This window comes from Vibrio sp. YIC-376, assembly GCF_052353105.1.
In the GTDB taxonomy this organism is placed as follows: domain Bacteria; phylum Pseudomonadota; class Gammaproteobacteria; order Enterobacterales; family Vibrionaceae; genus Vibrio.
The window spans coordinates 418,533-439,245 of record NZ_JBBWFK010000001.1; the positions used below are offsets into that span (position 1 = coordinate 418,533).

A 20,713-nucleotide genomic window follows, 5' to 3' on the forward strand; every position below is an offset into this window, starting at 1 on the left:
CATGGATGTTCAATCAAAATTGTTCGATCGTTCTACACTGCTGTTTTTGATTGTCTTAGGTGCAGCGATTTGCTTGATTCCAGCGCTAAACCTGTTCTTTGCAGAAGGATCTGCGCTACACATTTCTACTTACACTGTGACGTTAATGGGTAAGTATCTGACCTATGCGCTGCTCGCAGTTGCGGTGGATTTGGTTTGGGGTTACTTAGGTATTCTGAGCTTAGGCCACGCGGCGTTTTTCGCACTGGGTGGCTACGCGATGGGTATGTATTTGATGCGTCAGATTGGTGACCGTGGTGTGTATGGTAACCCGGAGCTACCAGATTTTATGGTGTTTCTCAACTGGCAGGAACTTCCTTGGTTCTGGCATGGTTTTGATCAGTTCTGGTTTGCAATGTTGATGGTGGTATTAGCACCAGGGTTACTCGCCTTTGTGTTTGGTTGGTTTGCGTTTCGTTCTCGCGTTACGGGTGTTTATCTTTCCATTATCACTCAGGCACTGACGTTTGCCTTACTGTTGGCTTTTTTCCGTAACGAGATGGGATTTGGTGGCAACAATGGCTTAACCGACTTTAAAGATATTTTAGGTTTTGACCTGCAAGCGGACTCCACACGCTTAACGTTGTTCGCATTATCAGGCATCGCTCTGGGGCTCGGGTATCTGGCGTGTCGATTCATTGTCGTGAGTCGTTTAGGCCGCGTCGCGATGGCTGTGCGTGATGCCGAAGCACGGACACGCTTCACCGGCTACAAAGTGGAATACGTAAAATTAGCAATTTTCACTTTTTCTGCGGTACTCGCTGGCATTGCAGGTGCGTTGTATGTTCCGCAAGTGGGGATCATCAACCCATCAGAATTTTCACCGCTTAACTCAATTGAATTAGTGGTATGGGTGGCACTTGGCGGGCGTGCAACATTGTACGGTGCAGTGGTTGGTGCACTGGCGGTCAATTACGCAAAAACCTATTTAACCGCGGCGCTTCCTGAAGTTTGGCTGTTTAGCTTGGGTGCCATGTTTGTATTGGTGACGCTATTCCTGCCTCAGGGTGTAACAGGCTTAATAAAACGTAAAGAGGTGCATTCATGAGTATTTTAAGCCTTGCCAAAGAACTGACTGACCGTGAACACGTTTATGAGTTTATGATGCCTCAAGTCAATCCGATGCTTAAAGTCGGCCACGGTTGCTTGTTGTATTTAGAAGGTATCAGCGTGTCGTTTGACGGCTTTAAAGCGATCAACGACCTAAACCTCTACATCAAAGAGGGTGAGCTGCGTTGCATCATTGGTCCGAATGGCGCAGGTAAAACCACCATGATGGACATAATCACAGGCAAAACCCGACCTGATACTGGTACTGCGTGGTTTGGTCAAAACATTAACCTGCTGCAAATGAGTGAGCCAGAGATCGCTCAGGCTGGGATAGGACGTAAGTTTCAAAAGCCCACGGTTTTTGAATCTCAGTCAGTCTTTCACAACTTAGAGCTTGCGATGGCAGGGGAAAAAACGGTTTTTTCCACTCTGTTTGCTTCGCTGACACCAAGTCAGGTCGACCATATTGATCACGTACTCAAACAAATTGGTCTTTATGAACAGCGCGCTCTATTGGCTGGTGCATTATCACATGGCCAAAAACAGTGGTTGGAAATCGGCATGTTACTGATGCAAAACCCGAAACTGTTGCTGGTTGATGAGCCTGTCGCGGGTATGACACACCAAGAGATGGACAGAACCGGCGAATTGCTGACGTCACTGGCGGGCGAGCGCACGATTGTGTTAGTCGAACACGATATGGACTTTGTTCGCTCGATAGCGCGTGACGTAACAGTGTTGCACCAAGGCAGCGTTTTGGCTGAGGGAACGATGGATCAAGTACAGAGCAACCGCAAGGTGGTGGAAGTCTATCTTGGAGAAGAAGCATGATTGAGATTAAAGGATTAAATCAATTCTATGGACAGAGCCACACGCTGTGGGATCTCGATATGCAAATACCTGAAGGCAAATGTACCGTTCTGATGGGACGTAATGGGGTAGGAAAAACGACTCTGTTGCAATGCATTATGGGGCTGCTTCCAACCAAGAGCGGAGAGATCAACTTCTTGGGACAAAACATTACCAAATTGGCGGCCGAGAAACGTGCGCCAATCGGAATAGGTTATGTCCCTCAAGGTCGTCAGATTTTCCCGTTGATGACCGTAGAAGAGAATCTACGTATTGGTCTACCGATGCGCAAAGATGGCGCAAGGCAAATTCCTGAGTTCATCTATGAGCTATTTCCGGTACTGAAAGAGATGCTTCATCGTCGAGGTGGTGACCTATCCGGGGGTCAACAGCAGCAACTTGCCATCGGTCGTGCATTGGTTATTGATCCTAAGCTTCTTATTCTGGATGAACCCACCGAAGGCATTCAGCCGAATGTCGTAGCTGAAATTGGCGACATTATCCGTCGACTGAATAAAGAGATTGGTCTGACTGTGTTACTCGTCGAACAGAAACTGCCTTTTGCACGTAAAGTCGCTGATAACTTTTGCATTATTGACCGTGGCCGCCAGGTGGCGATGGGAGAGATGGAAGAGCTTAATGATGCGTTAGTTAAGAAATATCTGACGGTGTAAGCAGATGAATAGTGTATTTAACATGTCAACCCAAACGCAGCGCCACTGGCCAGCTTATTTGTCGCTTGGCTTTAGCAAGTCCGGTGAAAAAACGCAGATGAAGCGCATGGAATTTCAAGGCCCGCTGCGCGTACAGCGACCATTTTACCCCGAATTGGATGTTTGCCACGTTTATCTGCTGCACCCTCCGGGTGGATTGGTATCGGGTGACGATTTAAGTATTCAGATTCATTGTCAGAGCGATAGTCATGCGCTAATCACGACACCGTCTGCAGGCAAAATTTATAAGGCTGACAGCAAAAACATAGAGCAAAAGCAGCATGTTGATATTGAAGTCGATAACGGAGCGTGCGAGTGGTTACCGATGGAAACCATCGTATTCAATGGTGCACACGGTAAGTTGACCACCAACGTTAATCTTTACGGTGACGCAAAGTTTATCGGTATGGATGTGTTCTGTTTAGGTCGCCCTAAAAGTCACTTTCCGTTTATGCAAGGAAGTGTTGAGCAGCGATTATCCATCTATCAAGACGGCAAGCCATTATTGCTAGAGCGCCAATATCTGGCCGCAGATGACCCGCTGCTGACGGCGATCAGTGGTTTCAACAGTAACTTAGTCTCTGGAACCCTAACGGTCGTAGGCTTGAGTGATGGTCAAACCATGGTTGATAAGCTGCGTGAACATTTTTCCGCAGGTACACAAGGTACGCTGAGCATTACGTACCGACTCAATGTTTTACTTATTCGTTATCTGGGTGAATGCAGTGAACAAGCTCAAAAGCAATTACGTGCATGCTGGCAAATGATTCGCCCTGAACTGCTGCAGCGACCTGCATGCGCACCAAGAATTTGGAACACCTAAATAAAGCCATAGTCTGCTGTGTGAAGCAGAAAAAGTAACAGTGTAACGTAAAGAAACGTAACGTAAGGGTTAGAGGGTTTACAGATGGAATTATCTCCAAGAGACAAGGACAAGTTATTGCTATTTACCGCTGCATTAGTGGCAGAGCGCAGACTCGCACGCGGCGTAAAGCTGAACTACCCAGAAGCGTCCGCCTATATTTCAGCGGCGATTATGGAGGGTGCGCGCGATGGTAAAACGGTTGCTCAGCTTATGAGCGATGGTCGTACTTTGTTGACCAAAGACGATGTGATGGATGGCATTCCGGAACTGTTAGAGGAAGTACAGGTGGAAGCGACATTCCCTGATGGCACAAAGCTCGTCACTGTTCATAACCCGATTCAATAGGAGCGTAAACATGAAGCCTGGTGAATACATCTTAAGTGACGCTCCAATTGAACTGAATAAAGGGCGTCGTACCGAGCAACTGGCTGTGATTAATCATGGTGATCGTCCTATCCAAGTTGGCAGTCATTACCACTTTTTTGAAACCAATCCGGCACTGGATTTTGATCGAGAAAAAGCCAGAGGTATGCGATTAAACATCGCCGCTGGTACGGCTGTGCGCTTCGAACCAGGTCAGACTCGCAACATTGAATTGGTTGAGATTGATGGTTCGAAAACTATATTTGGCTTCCGCGGCGAAGTGATGGGCAAGATTTAATACAGATTCAGCCAGAAGACATGGTTAGGGAGAACAAAAAATGGCAGAAATTTCTCGTCGTGCCTACGCGGATATGTACGGCCCGACTGTAGGCGACAAAGTTCGCCTCGCCGACACTGAGCTATTTATTCAAGTTGAGCAGGATTTCACCGTGTACGGTGATGAAGTGAAATTTGGTGGTGGTAAAGTGATTCGTGATGGCATGGGGCAAGGCCAGTTATGCCGAGATGAAGTGATGGATTGTGTCATCACCAATGCGCTAATTCTTGACCATTGGGGCATCGTAAAAGCGGATATCGGTATTAAAGATGGCAACATTGCGGCCATCGGTAAGGCTGGTAACAAAGACATTCAACCTGATGTCACGATTAACATTGGCGCGAGCACTGAAGTGATTGCTGGTGAAGGTCACATCGTAACGGCGGGCGCCATCGACGCACACATTCACTTTATCTGCCCGCAACAAATCGAAGAAGCGTTAATGGCAGGAACCACGACCATGATTGGTGGCGGAACTGGCCCTGCGACCGGCACGAACGCGACCACGTGTACACCCGGTGCATGGAACATGGCACAAATGCTGCGAAGTACTGATCAAATGCCGATGAACTTTGGCTTTTTAGGCAAAGGTAACGCGAGTTTACCTGAGCCGTTAGCTGAACAAATTGAAGCTGGCGCTTGTGGGTTAAAACTCCACGAAGACTGGGGAACAACACCAGCATCGATCGACAACTGTTTATCTGTAGCAGAAAAGTACGACGTGCAGGTTGCAATTCATACCGATACTCTCAACGAATCTGGCTTTGTCGAAGATACGCTGGCTGCATTCAAAGGTCGTACGATACACACCTACCATACAGAAGGCGCAGGTGGTGGCCATGCTCCGGACATTATTGTTGCATGTGGTCAGCCAAACGTACTTCCATCATCAACTAACCCAACTCGTCCTTACACAGTAAATACTGTTGATGAACATCTGGATATGTTGATGGTGTGTCACCACCTTGACCCGAATATCCCAGAAGATGTTGCTTTTGCTGATTCACGTATCCGTAAAGAAACCATTGCAGCCGAAGACATTCTTCACGACTTGGGTGCATTCTCTATGATTGCGTCGGATTCTCAAGCGATGGGGAGAGTGGGCGAAGTTATTACCCGTACCTGGCAAACTGCGCACAAGATGAAAATTCAACGTGGTTACCTGGATCAAGACAAAGAGATCCAGGCCGATAACTTCCGTGCTAAACGCTACATCGCGAAATACACCATTAATCCAGCGATAGCACATGGCGTTGACCACACAGTGGGTTCACTTGAAGTCGGCAAACTCGCGGATATTGTTCTTTGGAAACCGGCGTTCTTTGGCATTAAGCCCGCGTTAATTATTAAAGGCGGCTTTATCGCTGCAGCACCAATGGGAGATGCGAATGCGTCAATTCCGACGCCTCAGCCTGTTCATTACCGACGCATGTTTGGTGGCTTTGGCAGTGCTGCTTCTGCAACGTCTGTCACCTTTACCAGTAAAGTCGCGAGTGAAAATGGCCTCAAAGAGAAGTTAGGATTGCAGCGCCAACTGGTGGCGTGCAAAAACTGCCGGAGTGTGACCAAGAATGACATGATTCTTAATGACTACATGCCGACAGTGACAGTAGACCCACAAACTTACGAAGTTCGCGCTGATGGCGAACTGTTAACGTGTGATCCAGCCACCGAGTTACCGTTGGCGCAACGTTACACGTTGTTCTAAGCGCTCAGTTTTAAGAAGGAATTTTGTTATGTACCGAGTAATTAGTCGCTCAGATCATCACCATGGTGAAATTGATGACTCAATTGTGCTGGCGTATGAAGTTCGCCAACGTGGGCGTTTTAGAGCAACAAGCAAGACTGGCATGGATGTTGGCGTTTTTCTGCCGCGCGGTGATGTTTTGCAAGATGGCGACTGCCTATTTACCGAATGTGGAAAAGTGTTTCTGGTCGAAGCACAAGAGGAAGATATTGTTACGGCTACCGCAAAAGATTGGTTAACGTTTTCCAAAGCGTGTTACCACATGGGAAACCGTCATGTACCAATGGCAATTGGCGAGCTTTGGTTGCGTTTTCAACCTGATCATGTTCTGGAAGAGATGGTTGAGTTATTTGGACTGGAATGTCGACATCATAAAGCGATGTTTAATCCAGAATCCGGAGCGTATCACGGAAGTGGTCACAATCACGGCCACTCAGATAGCGAACATCATCATGGTCACGGGGAGCACAGTCACTAATGCACGTACAGTCATTACTCTCTCTATTGCACCTTAGCAGCCCAAGCCTGCCTATTGGCGCGTTCGCTTATAGCCAAGGGTTGGAAACCGCAGTGGACCTGGAATGGGTAAGCGACGAAGCAACATTACAAACCTGGCTTGAGCCAATACTCAATCATGCTCAAGCCAATTTGGAAGTGCCCCTGTTGGTGCGTTGTTATCAAGCGTGGCAAAAAAACGACATGGTTGCTCTGGAGCATTGGCAAGCGGTGTTGTTGGCCAATAGAGAAACCGCTGAACTGGTAATGGAAGAGCAAAAGCTCGGGCAAACCTTTTATCGCTTATTAGTGAGCTTAGAAGTGGAATTACCGCCTCAGGCAAAAAGGATGACTTATCTGCCGTTGTTTGCCAAAGCATGCCAGCACTTTGGTGTCTCAATAGAGCAAGCAGCGACGGGGTGGCTTTGGTCGTGGCTGGAGAATCAAATCACGGTGGCATGTAAAACTGTACCGTTGGGGCAGACCTCTGCGCAACGCATTCTTATCGCTTTGATGCCACAAATTGAACAAGCAATTACTACCGGGTTTACGGTGGAAGATGAAGCTATCGGGCTGACTCTACCTAACTTTGCTATGGCCTGTGCATGGCATGAAACCCAATATTCAAGATTATTTAGGAGTTAACGATGAGTACACAATGTTTACGAGTGGGCGTGGGCGGCCCGGTTGGCTCAGGAAAAACAGCGCTATTGCGTCAGTTATGTTTAGCAATGCGCCAGCACTACGATTTAGCGGTGGTAACTAACGACATTTACACCAAAGAAGATGCGGAATTTCTGCTGCGTAATGAAGCACTGGAATCCGACCGTATTTTGGGCGTGGAGACGGGCGGCTGTCCGCATACCGCAATTCGAGAAGATGCTTCAATGAACTTGGCAGCGATTGATGAACTGCAAGATCGTCATCCAGGTCTGGAGTTTGTACTGGTTGAAAGTGGAGGAGATAACTTAAGTGCGACGTTTAGTCCGGAATTATCAGATCTCACGCTGTATGTGATTGATGTCTGTGCTGGGGACAAAATTCCACGCAAAGGTGGTCCCGGCATTACTAAATCCGATCTGTTAATCATTAATAAAACCGACCTGGCACCGATGGTGAATGCCTCTCTGGAAGTGATGGATCGTGATGCGAAAAAGATGCGTGGAGAAAAGCCATTCGTATTCACCAACCTGATTCGCGGTGATGGCTTACAGGAAGTGATCGATTTTATTGTTGAACGCGGCATGTTGGAAAAGCGTGACGTAAAAGTTGAAGTAACGGAAGCATAAGGAATAGTGACATGAAAGGATTAATAAAAGGATTTGCTGCGAGTTTGGTGTTAGTAAGTGCAAGCAGTTTTGCTCATACAGGCCACGCTATGCAGGCCAGTTTTTCTCAAGGCTTTTTACACCCGTTGACAGGCTGGGATCACCTGTCTGCGTTAGCGCTCATTGGGTTATTCCTGTCAACGTTTGCTTTGCGCCGCGCGAGTCAAATTTCAGCCCTGATTATGGCTGCGATCATCGGCGGGTATGCCATTGGTTTGGAGTGGGCGGCTGCAAGCTCAGTAGAAGCGTTAGTGGCTAGCTCACTAATTGGCTTACCACTCGCTCTTATCGTTTTAAAGCAAGGTGGAGCAAAAAGTGTTGTCGCCCTTGGCGCGATATTACTGTTTAGCTTGTCGCACGGTTTAGTTCAGGGAGCAGAAGCACAAGGTTCGTTCGCAGAATTTGGTACAGGTGTAATGATGGCGAGCGTATTGGTGATTGGTGCTACGTATTCTATCGCAAGGCAAGTTGCCGTTCTGAAAGCGCGATTTGCACGTCAATAAGACAATTTTGCTTACGCTATAAACATGCCGGCGAAAGTCGGCATTGTTGTTTGAGTTCGAAGCAGATTTATAGCTGAGACGACAACTATGACACGCATTTAGTGAGCTTGAACACATCTGAAAGATGTTTTCCGATGTGAATACAAGTTCATTGATCTAACACCAAATGTTTGTTTCTAAACGGTGTACATAATTCTGAGTCGGAGTCATGAACGACCGCGTTTTGACTGTTTCGGATGAATGGTCCTAAGTAATTTTCTGTTCGAAAGATCAATTCGTCAGTTTGTTGGTGAAACTCCAAACATCTTTACACCACCTCAGGAAGAGAAGTTGTACTATGCGTCCTTATCTCAAATACATCATCCCGACGGTCATCCCGCTACTCATTTGGCTGATGCCTCTGTCCGCTTTTCCATTTGATGGCATCACCATTATCCAACAGCGCGTTATTGCGATTTTTTTGCTCGCCGCACTTTGTTGGGTGTTTGAGCCTATCCCTATATATGCCACGTCGGTGGTGATCATCGTTCTCGAATTATTGCTGGTGTCAAACAAAGGTATTGTTTTGTTTCGTACACAAGAAGGGCAGCCACATTTTGGTGAGTTGCTGCAATACAATGAGATAATGGCGACGTTTGCCAGCCCGATTATTATGCTGTTTTTGGGTGGCTTCTTCTTAGCCATGGCGGCGACCAAATATCGTTTGGATGTCAACTTAGCACGTGTGCTGCTAAAACCGTTTGGACAAAACCCTAAGTTTGTCATGCTGGGATTAATGCTGATCACAGCCATTTTTTCGATGTTTATGTCTAACACGGCAACCACAGCGATGATGTTGTCTATTCTCACTCCGGTTATCGCAGTTTTTGGGCCGAAAGATCCAGGTAGAATAGCCTTTGCTTTGTGTATTCCGGTTGCGGCCAATATTGGTGGTATTGGTACGCCGATTGGGACGCCGCCCAATGCCATTGCACTCAAGTATTTGGTCGGTGATAACCTGATTACTTTTGGAGAATGGATGATGTTTGGTGTGCCTTTTGTCGTTGTGATGATGGCACTCGCTTGGGTTCTCATTGGTGCTTTGTACAAAGCGGATCAAACCACTATCAACCTGAATATTAAGAGTAAGTTTTTAAAAACGCCAAAGGCAATGATTGTGTACTTCACATTTGCAGGCACGATCATTCTATGGCTTATGGGCTCCGCTCATGGCATGAACTCGTACACGGTCGCATTAATCCCTGTCGCAGTGTTCTCGTTAACCGGCATCATTAATAAAGAAGATTTAAAGAAAATTTCCTGGGATGTGCTTTGGTTGGTGTCTGGTGGTATTGCCCTCGGTTTGGCACTCGACAAGACAGGCCTGGCAAGGTTAGTTGTCAACAGTATTCCGTTTGATGAATTCTCTCCGTATGTAGTGTTATTTGGTGCAGCGTTCCTCTGCTTGGCCATGGCTAACTTTATGTCTCATACTGCAACAGCTAACTTGTTGATGCCAATAATGGCTGCACTGGGAACGTCTATGGCATCGCTTACATCACTTGGTGGTGAAGTTACCTTGATTTTGGTTGTTACTTTTGCCGCATCACTTGGTATGTCTCTGCCTATAAGTACGCCACCTAATGCCTTGGCGCACGCAACTGGCCATGTACAAAGTAATCAAATGGCACGCGTCGGAGTGGTACTGGGTATCGTCGGGGTGCTGCTCAGCTTTGTTATGGTTTGGATTCTGCATTCGGTAGGACACATTGGGTAACCCATGTACGAAACGAAATTAGATGCGTTAGTAGAGCGCTATTTTAATCAAAACGAACGCCGCATTAGTGTGGTGGCAGGTTCAGTGTTGATTGAACAAGATGGCTATAACGATCGTCTGTATTTTGTGCTTTCGGGGGAGTTAACTGGCTACTTCGCCGAAGAGGATAAAAAGCCAATCCAGGTTTTCTCTGCTTCTGAGGGGGCATTTCTTGGAGTTCATAGCTTCTTCTCTGGTACATGGACTGCGTCTTCAACGGTGGTTGCTCAAACGAATGCAGAACTTGCATGGATAGAACGTAATACCCCTGCGATAGAAGAGTCACTGTACGGGCCTCTGACAACGCAGTTTATGCCGGTCATAGTGAATGAGTTATCTCGTCGCCAGCATCGAGCTATGGAAGAAGCGCTCGCGAAAGAAAAAGCATTGCAAAAGCTCCACACCGCAGAACAGATGACTACGCTGGGTCAACTTGCCGCAGGTCTTGCTCATGAACTCAACAACGCCATTGGTGTCGTGAGCAGCAAATCTGAACGTTTAGAGACGGTGATTATGGCGCTGTTGGAGGAAGTGCATCCGGAGGCGAGTCAGTTTTTTGATTTTGGTCTGCTACAAGGGCAGAAAGTATCGTCTAGTGAGGCACGTAAGCGAGGCAAACATTTCGAAAAATATTACGGTTTATCCAGAGAGGCTGCTAGGGATTTAGCTCGGGCGGTGCCTGCCGATTATCTCTCCGAACATTGGTTGAAGAATCCGCAAGAAGCTATTCGGTACTGGCAAATAGGAAGAGATCTTCATGATCTGCGCCTTGCGACTAAACATACCGTTGGCATTGTTCGCTCCGTTAAGCAACTAGGCAGAACTGATATCGATATTGACGAAGCTTTGAATATTAATGACTCAATCAACCGAGCGCTTGCTTTGCTACAAAGTGATTTGAGACGTGTAAAAGTTCGCTTCAGTCCTGCGGAACTACCTCGTTTTGTTGGCTCACAAACAGAGCTTGTGCAGATTTGGGTAAACATCATAAAAAATGCGTGTGATGCATTAATCAACGTTGAGTCACCAACGATAGAGATACAAACACGCGCCAGTAAAGGCAAAATTTTGGTCACTATTGCCAATAATGGCCCTGAGATAGATGAAGCGACTCGCAGAAAGATTTTCCAGCCAAACTTTACGACCAAGAAAGGCGGGTTGTCCTTTGGGCTTGGGTTGGGGCTGTCGATTGTAAAACGCATCGTAACAGGGTGTGGTGGCTCAGTTGTCGTGAAGAGTGACAGTGACAAAACTATTTTTAGAATCAAATTACCAGTAGAGGGTGAACATGGAGAAGCTTAATTTAATTTGCGTTGATGACCAACGAGAGGTGTTAAGCGCGGTTTTGCTTGATCTAGAGTCATTGACTCAGTGGTTGAACATTGAGGATTGTGAGTCGGCCGATGAAGCGCTGGAATTAATGGATGAACTTGATGCAGAAGGAGAGATGATTGCATTGGTCATCTCTGATCACGTTATGCCAGGAAAAACGGGCGTTGAATTCCTCGCAGAGATTTCGAAAGACAGTCGCTTCACGCATACCCGAAAAGTATTGCTTACGGGGCAAGCAACACACACCGATACCATCAATGCGATAAACACGGCGGGTATTGATCGCTATTTTGAGAAGCCGTGGCAGGCAAATCAGTTGGTTGAATGCGTCAGAAACCTAGTGACGAAATACATCTTCGATATGGGTCTTGATTACACTCAATATCATGAACATCTTGATCAAAGTGTGGTTTTCGAACGCCTTAGGTAACGCACTCTACAGTCATTTAAAATGAACTTCTTTCACGGCTACGACATCAAGATCGTAGCTGTGTAAATACCACTTCGTATAGAAATAGAGCCGCTGCACTATCTCTCCGTTACTTATTTCTGATTTGGAAATATGTCGTACTATTCCTACGCTTCAGACGCGTTTTACGGAGCTCCTGAATAGCGTTAATTGTTTGATGTGGCCGAAGGTCACTCACATGAACGGTTTTGAGAGTCCAGTGTTTCTACTAGCGGCTTTCTCGAACGAACTAAATTAACCATGTGAAATAATAAGTAAAAATTAGCAGGCTTCTGTCTAGAAGAGACTAATCAATATCGTAGAATAGGATGAGTGAGGTATAGCTAAATTAGTCTTTACTTATTTCTAAATTGGAAAGGATGTGTTTGTTTTTTTTCATTAGTGGCAATACATCAAAGGGGGTAAACTCTGCCGGTAGTTTCACGAAATAAAAGCAACAACGTTGTTTGGCTTAAAGGAGTGCACCCACTGCGTTCATTGTATTGAGATAGCTCAGCACAAATCTAATTTAAAAATGACTGACTACTCAGTAATTGCAGTGTTCGATTTGATGACGTCACAACGTATTTTTCTGCGTAATGATGGTCTCCGGTGGGTAATCTACCTCGCATATCTATTTACAGCATGTCGAGTGCGGAACCTGTCCAGCTCTTCAACTGCCACTTCAGCTTATTTTTAAGACTTCACTTGCGTCCAGTAATTGGCAGGCATCAAGCAGCTGCTGTTTAAGCCAACGTAAAGCAGGGTCATTCAAGCTCGCTTTATTCCAGACCAAACTATAAGACACTTGTCCAAAATCAAATGGAAGCGGATGTTCAACTAATCCTTTCGTTTGCAGTGAGGCTCTCGCCCAGCGCTTGGAGCAGGTGAACAAGTAGTTCGAGTGATGACACATTACCGCTGCCGAACCAAAGTCTGCCACGCGCATAGCGAGATTGCGTTTGTGGTGTCTCTGTTGCAGATTTTGCTCGAAGTATGGTCGGGCAAGGTCTTTATCGTGAATACCTATGTGCCTTGCACAGAGATACCCTTCGATACTAAGTGGGTTTTGTGCAAGAGGATTTGATGTACCCATCAAGCATATCAGTTCATCTTTTAATATTGTTTGCCAAACTAGATCTTTGTTGTGAGTCGGGGGCTGACTTAGATCATGTGGTAATAACAAGAAATCGATTTGACCTCTGATTAACGCGTCGAAGCTCATTTCATCTTTCGAGTAAACGTTAAGTTCGGCGTGGTTTCCTAGTTGTTTTGACAAGTGTTGTAAGACGGGAGCAAATAACTCAAACGAACTCTCACGCATTGAGATTGAAAAGCTTCCCTGAAAATAGGCAGGATTAAATGATCCCTGATGCAGCAAACCGTTCATGCTGGCCAAAATACCATGAACCGACGGGCCAATATTTGTCGCAAATGGTGTTGGGACAAGACGTGTGCCATCTCGGTAGAACAGCTCGTCTTTAAGCGTTTCACGGAGCTGGCTGAGTGTTTTACTCACGCTTGAAGGAGTAACACAAAGTTTCTCTGCTGCTTGAGTAACGCTATGAGTGGTCAGCAACATGTGCAAAACAGTAAGGTGCTTCAAGCTGATTCTGGATAGAGTAATGTAGTCCATGGATTTATTATTTGTTTTATTTTTACCTAGGTTAACAGTAATTGTGTAATCGATACCATTTTTATTTTCATAAAAGATAGCGTATATGACTGATGCTTTATGGCTAATGTTGTGTTTTGAGGCTCAACGTTACATACCAGTTTACTGACGGTCTTAGAGTTGTCTTTTAAAAGATAAGCATGTCACTCAGGCATCGTAGATAGGCTTTTTACTGTATTGTTTGTCGATCATACTGGCGTTACTACCTATTGATATAACAGGATAAATTACCAAATCGAAAAGTTATCGTATCGACAAAAATTCTCGTTTGTCGTTGTTGGTTGAATTACTTATATAGACGATCAAACCTACACGATTGAACAATTAAAATGAATGAACTGATCGATGCAATAGCCACTCATGGATACTACATTTGGGATGACTTTTTATCAGAGGAAGAGGTAACGCAACTGAGAGCTTGCATACCTGAGAATTGGAAAAAAGCCCGCATTGGTCGTAATGAAGAGGTTACTCGCGAAGATTCAATTCGCAGTGATAAGATTCAGTGGTTAAAACCAGAAATGGGAATGCCGATAAAAGCTTACCTCAGTAAGATGGAAGAAATTCGCCAGGAGGCAAATCGCCATTTATACCTTGGCTTATTTGAGTATGAATCACACTTTGCCAAATATGAGAAAGGTGACTTTTACAAGAAGCATCTCGATAGTTTCAAAGGAAACGAAAATCGCCGTTTAACCACAGTGTTTTACTTGAATGAATCCTGGAGTGAAGAAGACGCAGGTGAGTTAGTGGTTTATGATTTAAACGACAACGTTATTGCAACCATCCCGCCACGTGGGGGGCGTTTACTTGTGTTCTTATCGGAACAATTTCCCCATGAAGTCCTGCCAACCAATGCAGAGCGATTCTCCATAGCAGGTTGGTTCCGAATCAATGGTGTTCGAGACAATCTGCTCGATATTGCAAGCTAACTGACGCTGTTCTATTCCCTTACAGAAATCCAGGTGAGGCGTTTTCTTCGACGCCTCGCTACCGATTTACAACAGAACGTTTCATAACAAAGTCCTGTTTCCTTCTTTTTCTCCATACTGAATTAATTTAGTGCCATGGTGCTTGGGCGTTGCCACGCTTGTTAAAAAAACAGCACGAAATTTTCCACCAGTAATATCATTGAGCTTGATCTGGTTATTCGAGGGAGGAGCAATTTTACGTTCAAACAACTAGGTGTAAATAATATATTACATCTATGGATTTTTATTCTTACACTTTACTTGATCTTATAGTGAAGATCCTACAATATCGTGCTCATTACAAAATATGGTGTCGGTTTTGCTCTGTAGTCGAACGATCTGATGCTAATAATATTCAATAAGATGTAAAGATATATATACAATGAGTCGTTCTAAAGTATTTGGTAGTACCCTAATTATTGCAGGGACTACAATTGGTGCCGGAATGCTGGCGCTTCCTCTTGCTTCTGCTGGTATCGGTTTTTCTACCTCTCTCGCTATTATGCTGGGTCTTTGGGCTTTAATGGCATTTACAGCGCTACTCATGCTGGAGCTACATCAATATGCTGAAAGCAGCGCAACGCTTCACACTCTGGCTAAACAAATTCTCGGTCAGAAGGGGAAGTGGGTTGCCAGTTTCGCGATGCTATTTTTGTTCTACTCTTTGTGCGCAGCTTATATCGCTGGTGGCGGTGCTCAATTTGGTGACCGTTTAACTGAGTGGTTTGGTTTAGACATTTCAGGATCGACATCAACTATCATCTTCACACTTATCGTTACTTTGGTGGTCACTATTGGAACTGGTACGGTAGATAAAGTTAACCGCGTATTGTTTTCGATGAAGCTTCTTGCGATGGTCGCGGTATTGTTTTTCTTAGCGCCAAACGTGACACAATCTTACTTGTTAAGCATGCCAATTGAACAAGGTCTTATTGTTGCTGCGATTCCTGTGATTTTTACCTCTTTTGGTTTTCACGGCAGTATCCCGGCAATTGTAAACTACCTGGATGGTGATACTTCGTCGCTGCGTAAAGCAGTGCTTGTTGGATCTACCATTCCACTGGTTATTTACATCTTCTGGCAGATAGTTACTTTAGGTGTAGTAAGCCAAGATACCTTGATCGAAAATGGCGGTTTGAGCGCTCTTATCGGCCAATTGTCACAGACGGTTCATCAATCTAATCTGGGTAACATTGTAGGTGTGTTTGCAGATTTGGCTCTACTGACTTCATTCCTTGGGGTAAGCCTGGGTTTGTTTGAGTTCCTGGGTGACACGATTAAAGGCAGCAGTGATAAACCAAATCGCGTGTTAGCTGCGTTGATTACGTTTACTCCTCCATTAGGCTTTGCTCTGTTTTACCCACAAGGATTTATTATGGCGCTAGGGTACGCCGCGATCGCGCTTGCCATACTCGCAATATTTCTACCGCTGGTGATGGTTATCAAAGTTCGTCGCTCTGAGAACTTCGAGGGCGATTATCGTGTGGCTGGTGGACAGGGCGCGTTAGTTCTTACAGGAATAGCGGGTACTGGAATAGTTGTAGCACAAGTTTTAATCACACTTGGAGTTCTGCCTGCTCTAGGTTAATTCCTCCCATTTCTCAGGTACTTCCTAAAGCCAATGAGTCATACTCGTTGGCTTTTTTAATGTGGATCAAGTTAGTTAAATATAGTCACTGAAAAAATTGGCGATAATCTAACTTTGTTTCGTACACTTATGTTGTGGTGTATCAAAAATTTGAGTGGAGAAAACTTGCTCTAATAACAGAAAATATCGCTGATAATAAGGAGCTTTTTCACCTGGTATCTTGCTTAACTGGGGAGTTGAAGTATGGCGCACCGTAGTTTTTACCCGTTTGCAAAGCCGCTGAATGAGCAACTGCAAGCGCTGAAAAATAGGATGCAGGCACACTTGCCATGTATCGATAGGGTGTCCTTCGCAAAATATCACCCCGAACAAGATTTGCTTAAATCTTTCGCAGATACTGAGTTTGATAACTGGGACTTGGCTCACTACGAAACTCATTTGCGTAAACTTCCTAATCTCTATTTCGCAGCCCAAAATGGGCTACCTCGTATCGTGGATGATCTCTACGAAATTGGCCAAAGTGATCGTGTTAAAATTTTACTGGAACATGGGTATCGCTCATCTGCCGCAATTCCTTGTTATGAAAATGACGCGTTTTCTGGCTTTGTCTTTTTAAATTCAACTCAACCCCGCGCGTTTACATTAGAAGCCCTAGAAAGCCTAAAACCTTACTTCGATATGGTGGAGTTTGCTGTTGAGTCAGAAGATCATGTCGTGCAAGAGATCGAAAGGCTTGCAGATAGGAAACAATGTCTGATGCCTGGCTACTGTCCAGAATGTTACGCGCACTCCAAACGAATGCGACTTTACGCTTATTTGATTGGTTCTAAAGTTGCTGAACATCATCATTTGACAGATGAAATAGTGGAGCAAATAAGTATTTTTGCGCAATTCCATGCTGTGAGTGATGCTCGGCTTCCAACAGATATTGCTTGTCGCCGAGACCATTATTCTGCAGCGCAAGAAGCGATACTTCTCCGGCATATTGAGCAGTGTATTGAGTCTGCAGACGACATCGTGGCTCGCATTGGTAACCCTGTACACCCGAGCGTAGTTCTATTCATGCAGATAGTGACTTACCAGTATGAAAACTTAAATGGTTCTGGTTATCCACATGGGTTGCAAGAGAAAGATATTCCGATAGCCGCTCAGATTGTTGCTGTTGCGAATGCGTTCGACGTATTAACAACGCATCATCCAAATCGGCAGGCATGGTCAATTCCATATGCGCTAATTGAAATAGAGAAATGGGTACATGACGGCTTATTGTCAGGTGAGTGTGTCAATGTCTTACGTGAGCATCAAGTTTATCTAAAACAAATCATACAGAAGTTTCCTGAGCATTGTGCTAACTAAGAACGGGTTCTGTTATCGCTTTTAAGGAGTGGAAATATTGACGAGTAGGATTTTATAAACAATACTGTACGTACATACAGTGTTGTGGTTTGGATTACGTTTGGAGGTGAAGTATGTTGTGGGAAACCCTAGAAAGAGTAAACCGCTTACGCCAACAAGCACTCGCGAATCCTGAGTTTGTGGAGTCAGCCAAAGAGCATGAACACGCATTACAGGAGCAAGAGTATCATTATCAACCAAAGAGATCGCGTTCAGCTAAAGACAAACAAGGTAAAAAATCATTAGCTGATATTTACAAAGAAGTAGAGTTTGGCGCGGATTCTCGTCATTAATCCTATCTATCAAAGCTGCGGCTTTCACCTACTTTTTACCGCCGCAGCGTAACTCATCCTCAAGGGCAGCAGATTGACCGTTAATGCATAACTAAGAGAAGGTATTGCCAGATTTTATTAACCCGATTTTAGAACATTGCTAGCGAGAAAGAATAGGTAACTGTAATGGTAGGGAACGGGTAAGAGACTGATTTAGTTTGTATTGATAAGCTTTAAATATGGTGATATTAAGTTCTAATTAGAAACGAGAACTCACCGGGCGTTTGCTCATTGTCCGGGAACAATACAGAAAAATAGAAGGCGCAACATATTGTGGCACTTTGATCAGTTAATAACAGTGACAAAGAATTGCCACTGTTATTCATCGAATGATTTAAAAGTCCGCTTTGCGCACGTAGTGCGGATTTTTATATTTCTTCTCTGGGCCAAATGAAGAAACAACCAATTTATTCCACAGTGACTTATCAAACTCGCCTTTAGGAATAGAAGGGTAGAGTGTTTCTTCTTCTTCTCTCGCGAAGTTCATGTACTGCTTTTTCTTTATTTGGTTGTACTTTTTCGCAATTTGATTGTGCTTTGTAACCCACTCCAGTTTGTACTCACGAAGCACTTGTTCAGCTTTGTCTTCGCTCATGCGTGAAAGAAACAGTCTTTTATAAGACACTTTTCTGTCCAGCATGGTTCTCATGACGGTCTGAATGTATTTGCCGTGATGCGTAATGGTGATGTCTTTTTCATCAACAGGAGTAATGCACCAGCCCTTCGGAAGAAAGTCTGGCTTTTTAAATTGCTTGTTACGTTCCATTAGAGCCTGATGTAAAACTAGATCAGAAATTCCGCGGAACGTTTTTTGCCATTTACCAATACGAATTTGAATCGAACCCGGCAAACGATAAATGTTAGTAAACTTATCTTTATCCATGGACTTTGGTCATGAGATTAATATGCAAAATTAGAAAGAGATAACCAGTCCATCGAGCACTAGATAATTAGACTGGCTGAATTTATTGACGATTTTACAACGACATCGCGTTACTTAGCGAGTGGTTATGTCAATAATCGGTAAGGAAATAGAAAATAAATGCAGATTGTGAAGGTATGTATTGCTAAATAGCTCGCCCGCAAATCATTTACGGGCGAATTTCTCAGACGGCTTCTTCCAATTGATTAGCTTCTTCTTCCTCGATTTCTTGCAGGTGTCTGCTAGCTTGCTGTAACTGGTACATCTGCGCGTAGCGTCCATTTTGAGTAAGAAGCGATTTGTGCGTCCCTTTTTCAACTAAATCACCATGATGCAGAACGACAATTTGGTCGGCATCTAAAATCGTAGAGAGTCGATGAGCGATCACGACTAATGTCATATTTTGACGTAATACCGATAGGCTCTTTTGAATCAATGCCTCTGTGCCTGAGTCAATGTTTGCCGTGGCTTCATCCAGTATGAGAATCTTAGGTTTTGCTACCAATACGCGAGCCAAAGCAAGCAGTTGTTTCTGGCCTGCCGACAGGTTGGTTTCCCCTTGACCTAACTGAGTATCCAATCCGTTAGGGTAGCGACGGATTTGTTCCGATAAACCGACCTTCTCTAAGGCATCCCATATCTCTGTATCCTTCACCATACGCCCCAGAGAAATGTTCTCTCGAACTGATTCCGGAAGAATATGAGGATCTTGTTGAACCATTGCCACGTCTTTACGAAGTACATGTTTCGCGAGCGTATTTAGTGGGCGGTCATCAATAAGCAAGTTGCCAATTTCAGTCGGATAGAAACCCATTAGCAGCGAGGCTAGGGTACTTTTACCACTGCCTGTATGGCCAACGAGTGCGATGAAGTCTTGGTGGTCTGCTTTTATCGAGATATCTTTTAATACATCCTGTTTGCCATCGTAGCTAAATGTCAGATTTTTTATCTCGATAGCACCAGTTTTGAGTTCTTGATTATCATCGCCGTATGTCTGTTCTTTTGCGTCGATAAGTTCGAACACTCGCTCACTCGATACTAGTGCTTGTTGCAAAAGAGCGAGTTGTTGAGTCATTTCAATCAAAGGCTCAGTAACACGTCCCAGATAGCTGATGAACGCATAAAGTACACCGACACCAATCATATCAACGCCATTGAGACCAAAAATAGCGACTAAACTCAATAACGCCAGACCCGCTAACAGATCCATAAGAGGGCGTAATAAATATCCGTTTAGTCGGATAACTTTTTTAGACGCAACCAAGTGCTCGGCAGTGAGTTCGTTAAACTGCTCGTTAAAACGTTTTTCCTGTTGCATCAACTGTACAACACTCATCCCTTGTATCGATTCACTTAAGTTAGCGTTGATGTCAGTGAGTAAGTCCCGCATTTTACGGTAACTTTCTGTGCTGAGCTGTTTAAACAGATACATAAAACCAATCACAATCGGCAGCAGTACGATAACGACGAGAGTAAGTTGCCAGCTCATGAAGAACATAACTCCCAACATCACGATGATCATCACTGCATTTTTTACCACCGTCGCAATCAAAAGCTCATAGAACTGCTGGAGTGATTCAGTATCGTTGGTGATTCGAGAAACCAGTTTGCCTGCCGGAGTGTAATCGAAGGCAGAGAGGGGCTGCTTGATTACGCCGGAAAATACTTGTTTACGAATCGTTTTAATGGTGTTCGTTGCGACAATACTAAATTGTAATGACTGAAGGTACTGGAAAGTCGCGGAAACCACCTGAAGCGAAATGTAACCAACGGCCAAAGTGATCAACACGCTTTGCGAGTAATCACCTTTGGCGATGTGTTCATCGATAAAATACTGAATCAGCCAAGGACCGCCAGCGCTAGCTAACGCAGCGATAAACAGTAGCCCTAATCCCTTGAGCATAGGTTTCGGCTGAGACAACGGATAAGACAACAACCGATTAAATGTGCTTGTCTGTTTCATCTG

The 20,713-nt window shown here is 44.7% G+C and carries 21 protein-coding genes; 18 read left to right on the forward strand and 3 right to left on the reverse strand.

Annotation, left to right across the window (positions count from 1 at the left end; genetic code table 11):
- Nucleotide 1: 1 nt before the first annotated feature.
- The 14 genes from urtC to WJM94_RS01945 all read left to right on the forward strand — a co-directional run bounded on the left by urtC (nt 2) and on the right by WJM94_RS01945 (nt 11,846).
- The gene (gene urtC / locus WJM94_RS01880; RefSeq protein WP_444492544.1) at nt 2–1,087 is read left to right on the forward strand and encodes an urea ABC transporter permease subunit UrtC; all 1,086 of its coding nucleotides are present in this window, start codon (nt 2–4) and stop codon (nt 1,085–1,087) included.
- Between the two features lie 53 nt (nt 1,088–1,140).
- On the forward strand, nt 1,141–1,920 hold the full coding sequence (gene urtD, locus WJM94_RS01885) for an urea ABC transporter ATP-binding protein UrtD (RefSeq protein ID WP_444492993.1): 780 nt from the start codon (nt 1,141–1,143) through the stop codon (nt 1,918–1,920).
- Complete coding sequence (gene urtE / locus WJM94_RS01890) at nt 1,917–2,612, forward strand: urea ABC transporter ATP-binding subunit UrtE (RefSeq protein WP_444492545.1); 696 nt, start codon at nt 1,917–1,919, stop codon at nt 2,610–2,612. The genes urtD and urtE overlap by 4 nt, the downstream gene beginning before the upstream one ends.
- Nucleotides 2,613–2,634: 22 nt before the next feature.
- On the forward strand, nt 2,635–3,474 hold the full coding sequence (locus tag WJM94_RS01895; RefSeq protein ID WP_444492546.1) for an urease accessory protein UreD: 840 nt from the start codon (nt 2,635–2,637) through the stop codon (nt 3,472–3,474).
- Nucleotides 3,475–3,558: 84 nt separating this feature from the next.
- Entirely contained in the window at nt 3,559–3,861 is a 303-nt protein-coding gene (gene ureA, locus WJM94_RS01900; RefSeq protein ID WP_444492547.1) for an urease subunit gamma, read from the forward strand.
- 10 nt (nt 3,862–3,871) lie between these two features.
- On the forward strand, nt 3,872–4,177 hold the full coding sequence (locus tag WJM94_RS01905) for an urease subunit beta (protein WP_444492548.1): 306 nt from the start codon (nt 3,872–3,874) through the stop codon (nt 4,175–4,177).
- A gap of 40 nt (nt 4,178–4,217) precedes the next feature.
- On the forward strand, nt 4,218–5,924 hold the full coding sequence (gene ureC, locus WJM94_RS01910) for an urease subunit alpha (RefSeq protein WP_444492549.1): 1,707 nt from the start codon (nt 4,218–4,220) through the stop codon (nt 5,922–5,924).
- A gap of 28 nt (nt 5,925–5,952) precedes the next feature.
- Entirely contained in the window at nt 5,953–6,441 is a 489-nt protein-coding gene (gene ureE, locus WJM94_RS01915) for an urease accessory protein UreE (RefSeq protein WP_444492550.1), read from the forward strand.
- Nucleotides 6,441–7,103 carry an urease accessory protein UreF gene (locus tag WJM94_RS01920; protein ID WP_444492551.1) on the forward strand — a complete coding sequence of 221 codons (663 nt, stop codon included), beginning with the start codon at nt 6,441–6,443 and terminating at the stop codon, nt 7,101–7,103. Before ureE ends, WJM94_RS01920 begins: the two co-directional genes overlap by 1 nt.
- Before the next feature lie 2 nt (nt 7,104–7,105).
- The gene (gene ureG / locus WJM94_RS01925; protein WP_444492552.1) at nt 7,106–7,747 is read left to right on the forward strand and encodes an urease accessory protein UreG; all 642 of its coding nucleotides are present in this window, start codon (nt 7,106–7,108) and stop codon (nt 7,745–7,747) included.
- 11 nt (nt 7,748–7,758) lie between these two features.
- Nucleotides 7,759–8,289, forward strand: coding sequence for a HupE/UreJ family protein (locus WJM94_RS01930; RefSeq protein WP_444492553.1), 531 nt, complete (start codon nt 7,759–7,761; stop codon nt 8,287–8,289).
- Between the two features lie 337 nt (nt 8,290–8,626).
- Nucleotides 8,627–10,045 carry an SLC13 family permease gene (locus WJM94_RS01935; RefSeq protein WP_444492554.1) on the forward strand — a complete coding sequence of 473 codons (1,419 nt, stop codon included), beginning with the start codon at nt 8,627–8,629 and terminating at the stop codon, nt 10,043–10,045.
- A gap of 3 nt (nt 10,046–10,048) precedes the next feature.
- Nucleotides 10,049–11,386: an ATP-binding protein gene (locus WJM94_RS01940; protein WP_444492555.1), complete on the forward strand. Its 1,338-nt coding sequence runs from the start codon at nt 10,049–10,051 to the stop codon at nt 11,384–11,386.
- On the forward strand, nt 11,373–11,846 hold the full coding sequence (locus WJM94_RS01945; protein WP_444492556.1) for a response regulator: 474 nt from the start codon (nt 11,373–11,375) through the stop codon (nt 11,844–11,846). The genes WJM94_RS01940 and WJM94_RS01945 overlap by 14 nt, the downstream gene beginning before the upstream one ends.
- Before the next feature lie 703 nt (nt 11,847–12,549).
- Here the strand turns inward: WJM94_RS01945 and WJM94_RS01950 are convergent.
- The gene (locus WJM94_RS01950; protein ID WP_444492557.1) at nt 12,550–13,500 is read right to left on the reverse strand and encodes a LysR family transcriptional regulator; all 951 of its coding nucleotides are present in this window, start codon (nt 13,498–13,500) and stop codon (nt 12,550–12,552) included.
- Nucleotides 13,501–13,868: 368 nt separating this feature from the next.
- On the opposite strand from WJM94_RS01950, the gene WJM94_RS01955 reads away from it, so the two are divergent.
- From WJM94_RS01955 to WJM94_RS01970, 4 genes are all read left to right on the forward strand, one after another.
- The gene (locus tag WJM94_RS01955; protein WP_444492558.1) at nt 13,869–14,471 is read left to right on the forward strand and encodes a 2OG-Fe(II) oxygenase; all 603 of its coding nucleotides are present in this window, start codon (nt 13,869–13,871) and stop codon (nt 14,469–14,471) included.
- Between the two features lie 421 nt (nt 14,472–14,892).
- On the forward strand, nt 14,893–16,098 hold the full coding sequence (locus WJM94_RS01960) for an aromatic amino acid transport family protein (RefSeq protein ID WP_444492559.1): 1,206 nt from the start codon (nt 14,893–14,895) through the stop codon (nt 16,096–16,098).
- A gap of 243 nt (nt 16,099–16,341) precedes the next feature.
- The gene (locus WJM94_RS01965) at nt 16,342–17,454 is read left to right on the forward strand and encodes an HD-GYP domain-containing protein (RefSeq protein WP_444492560.1); all 1,113 of its coding nucleotides are present in this window, start codon (nt 16,342–16,344) and stop codon (nt 17,452–17,454) included.
- A 113-nt stretch (nt 17,455–17,567) separates the two neighbouring features.
- Nucleotides 17,568–17,786, forward strand: coding sequence for a hypothetical protein (locus WJM94_RS01970; protein ID WP_444492561.1), 219 nt, complete (start codon nt 17,568–17,570; stop codon nt 17,784–17,786).
- Between the two features lie 373 nt (nt 17,787–18,159).
- On the opposite strand, the gene WJM94_RS01975 is transcribed toward WJM94_RS01970, so the two are convergent.
- Nucleotides 18,160–18,708 carry an MSHA operon transcriptional regulator gene (locus WJM94_RS01975; protein WP_444492562.1) on the reverse strand — a complete coding sequence of 183 codons (549 nt, stop codon included), beginning with the start codon at nt 18,706–18,708 and terminating at the stop codon, nt 18,160–18,162.
- A 223-nt stretch (nt 18,709–18,931) separates the two neighbouring features.
- Nucleotides 18,932–20,710, reverse strand: a complete 1,779-nt coding sequence (locus WJM94_RS01980; RefSeq protein WP_444492563.1) for an ABC transporter transmembrane domain-containing protein — start codon at nt 20,708–20,710, stop codon at nt 18,932–18,934.
- Nucleotides 20,711–20,713: the final 3 nt, after the last annotated feature.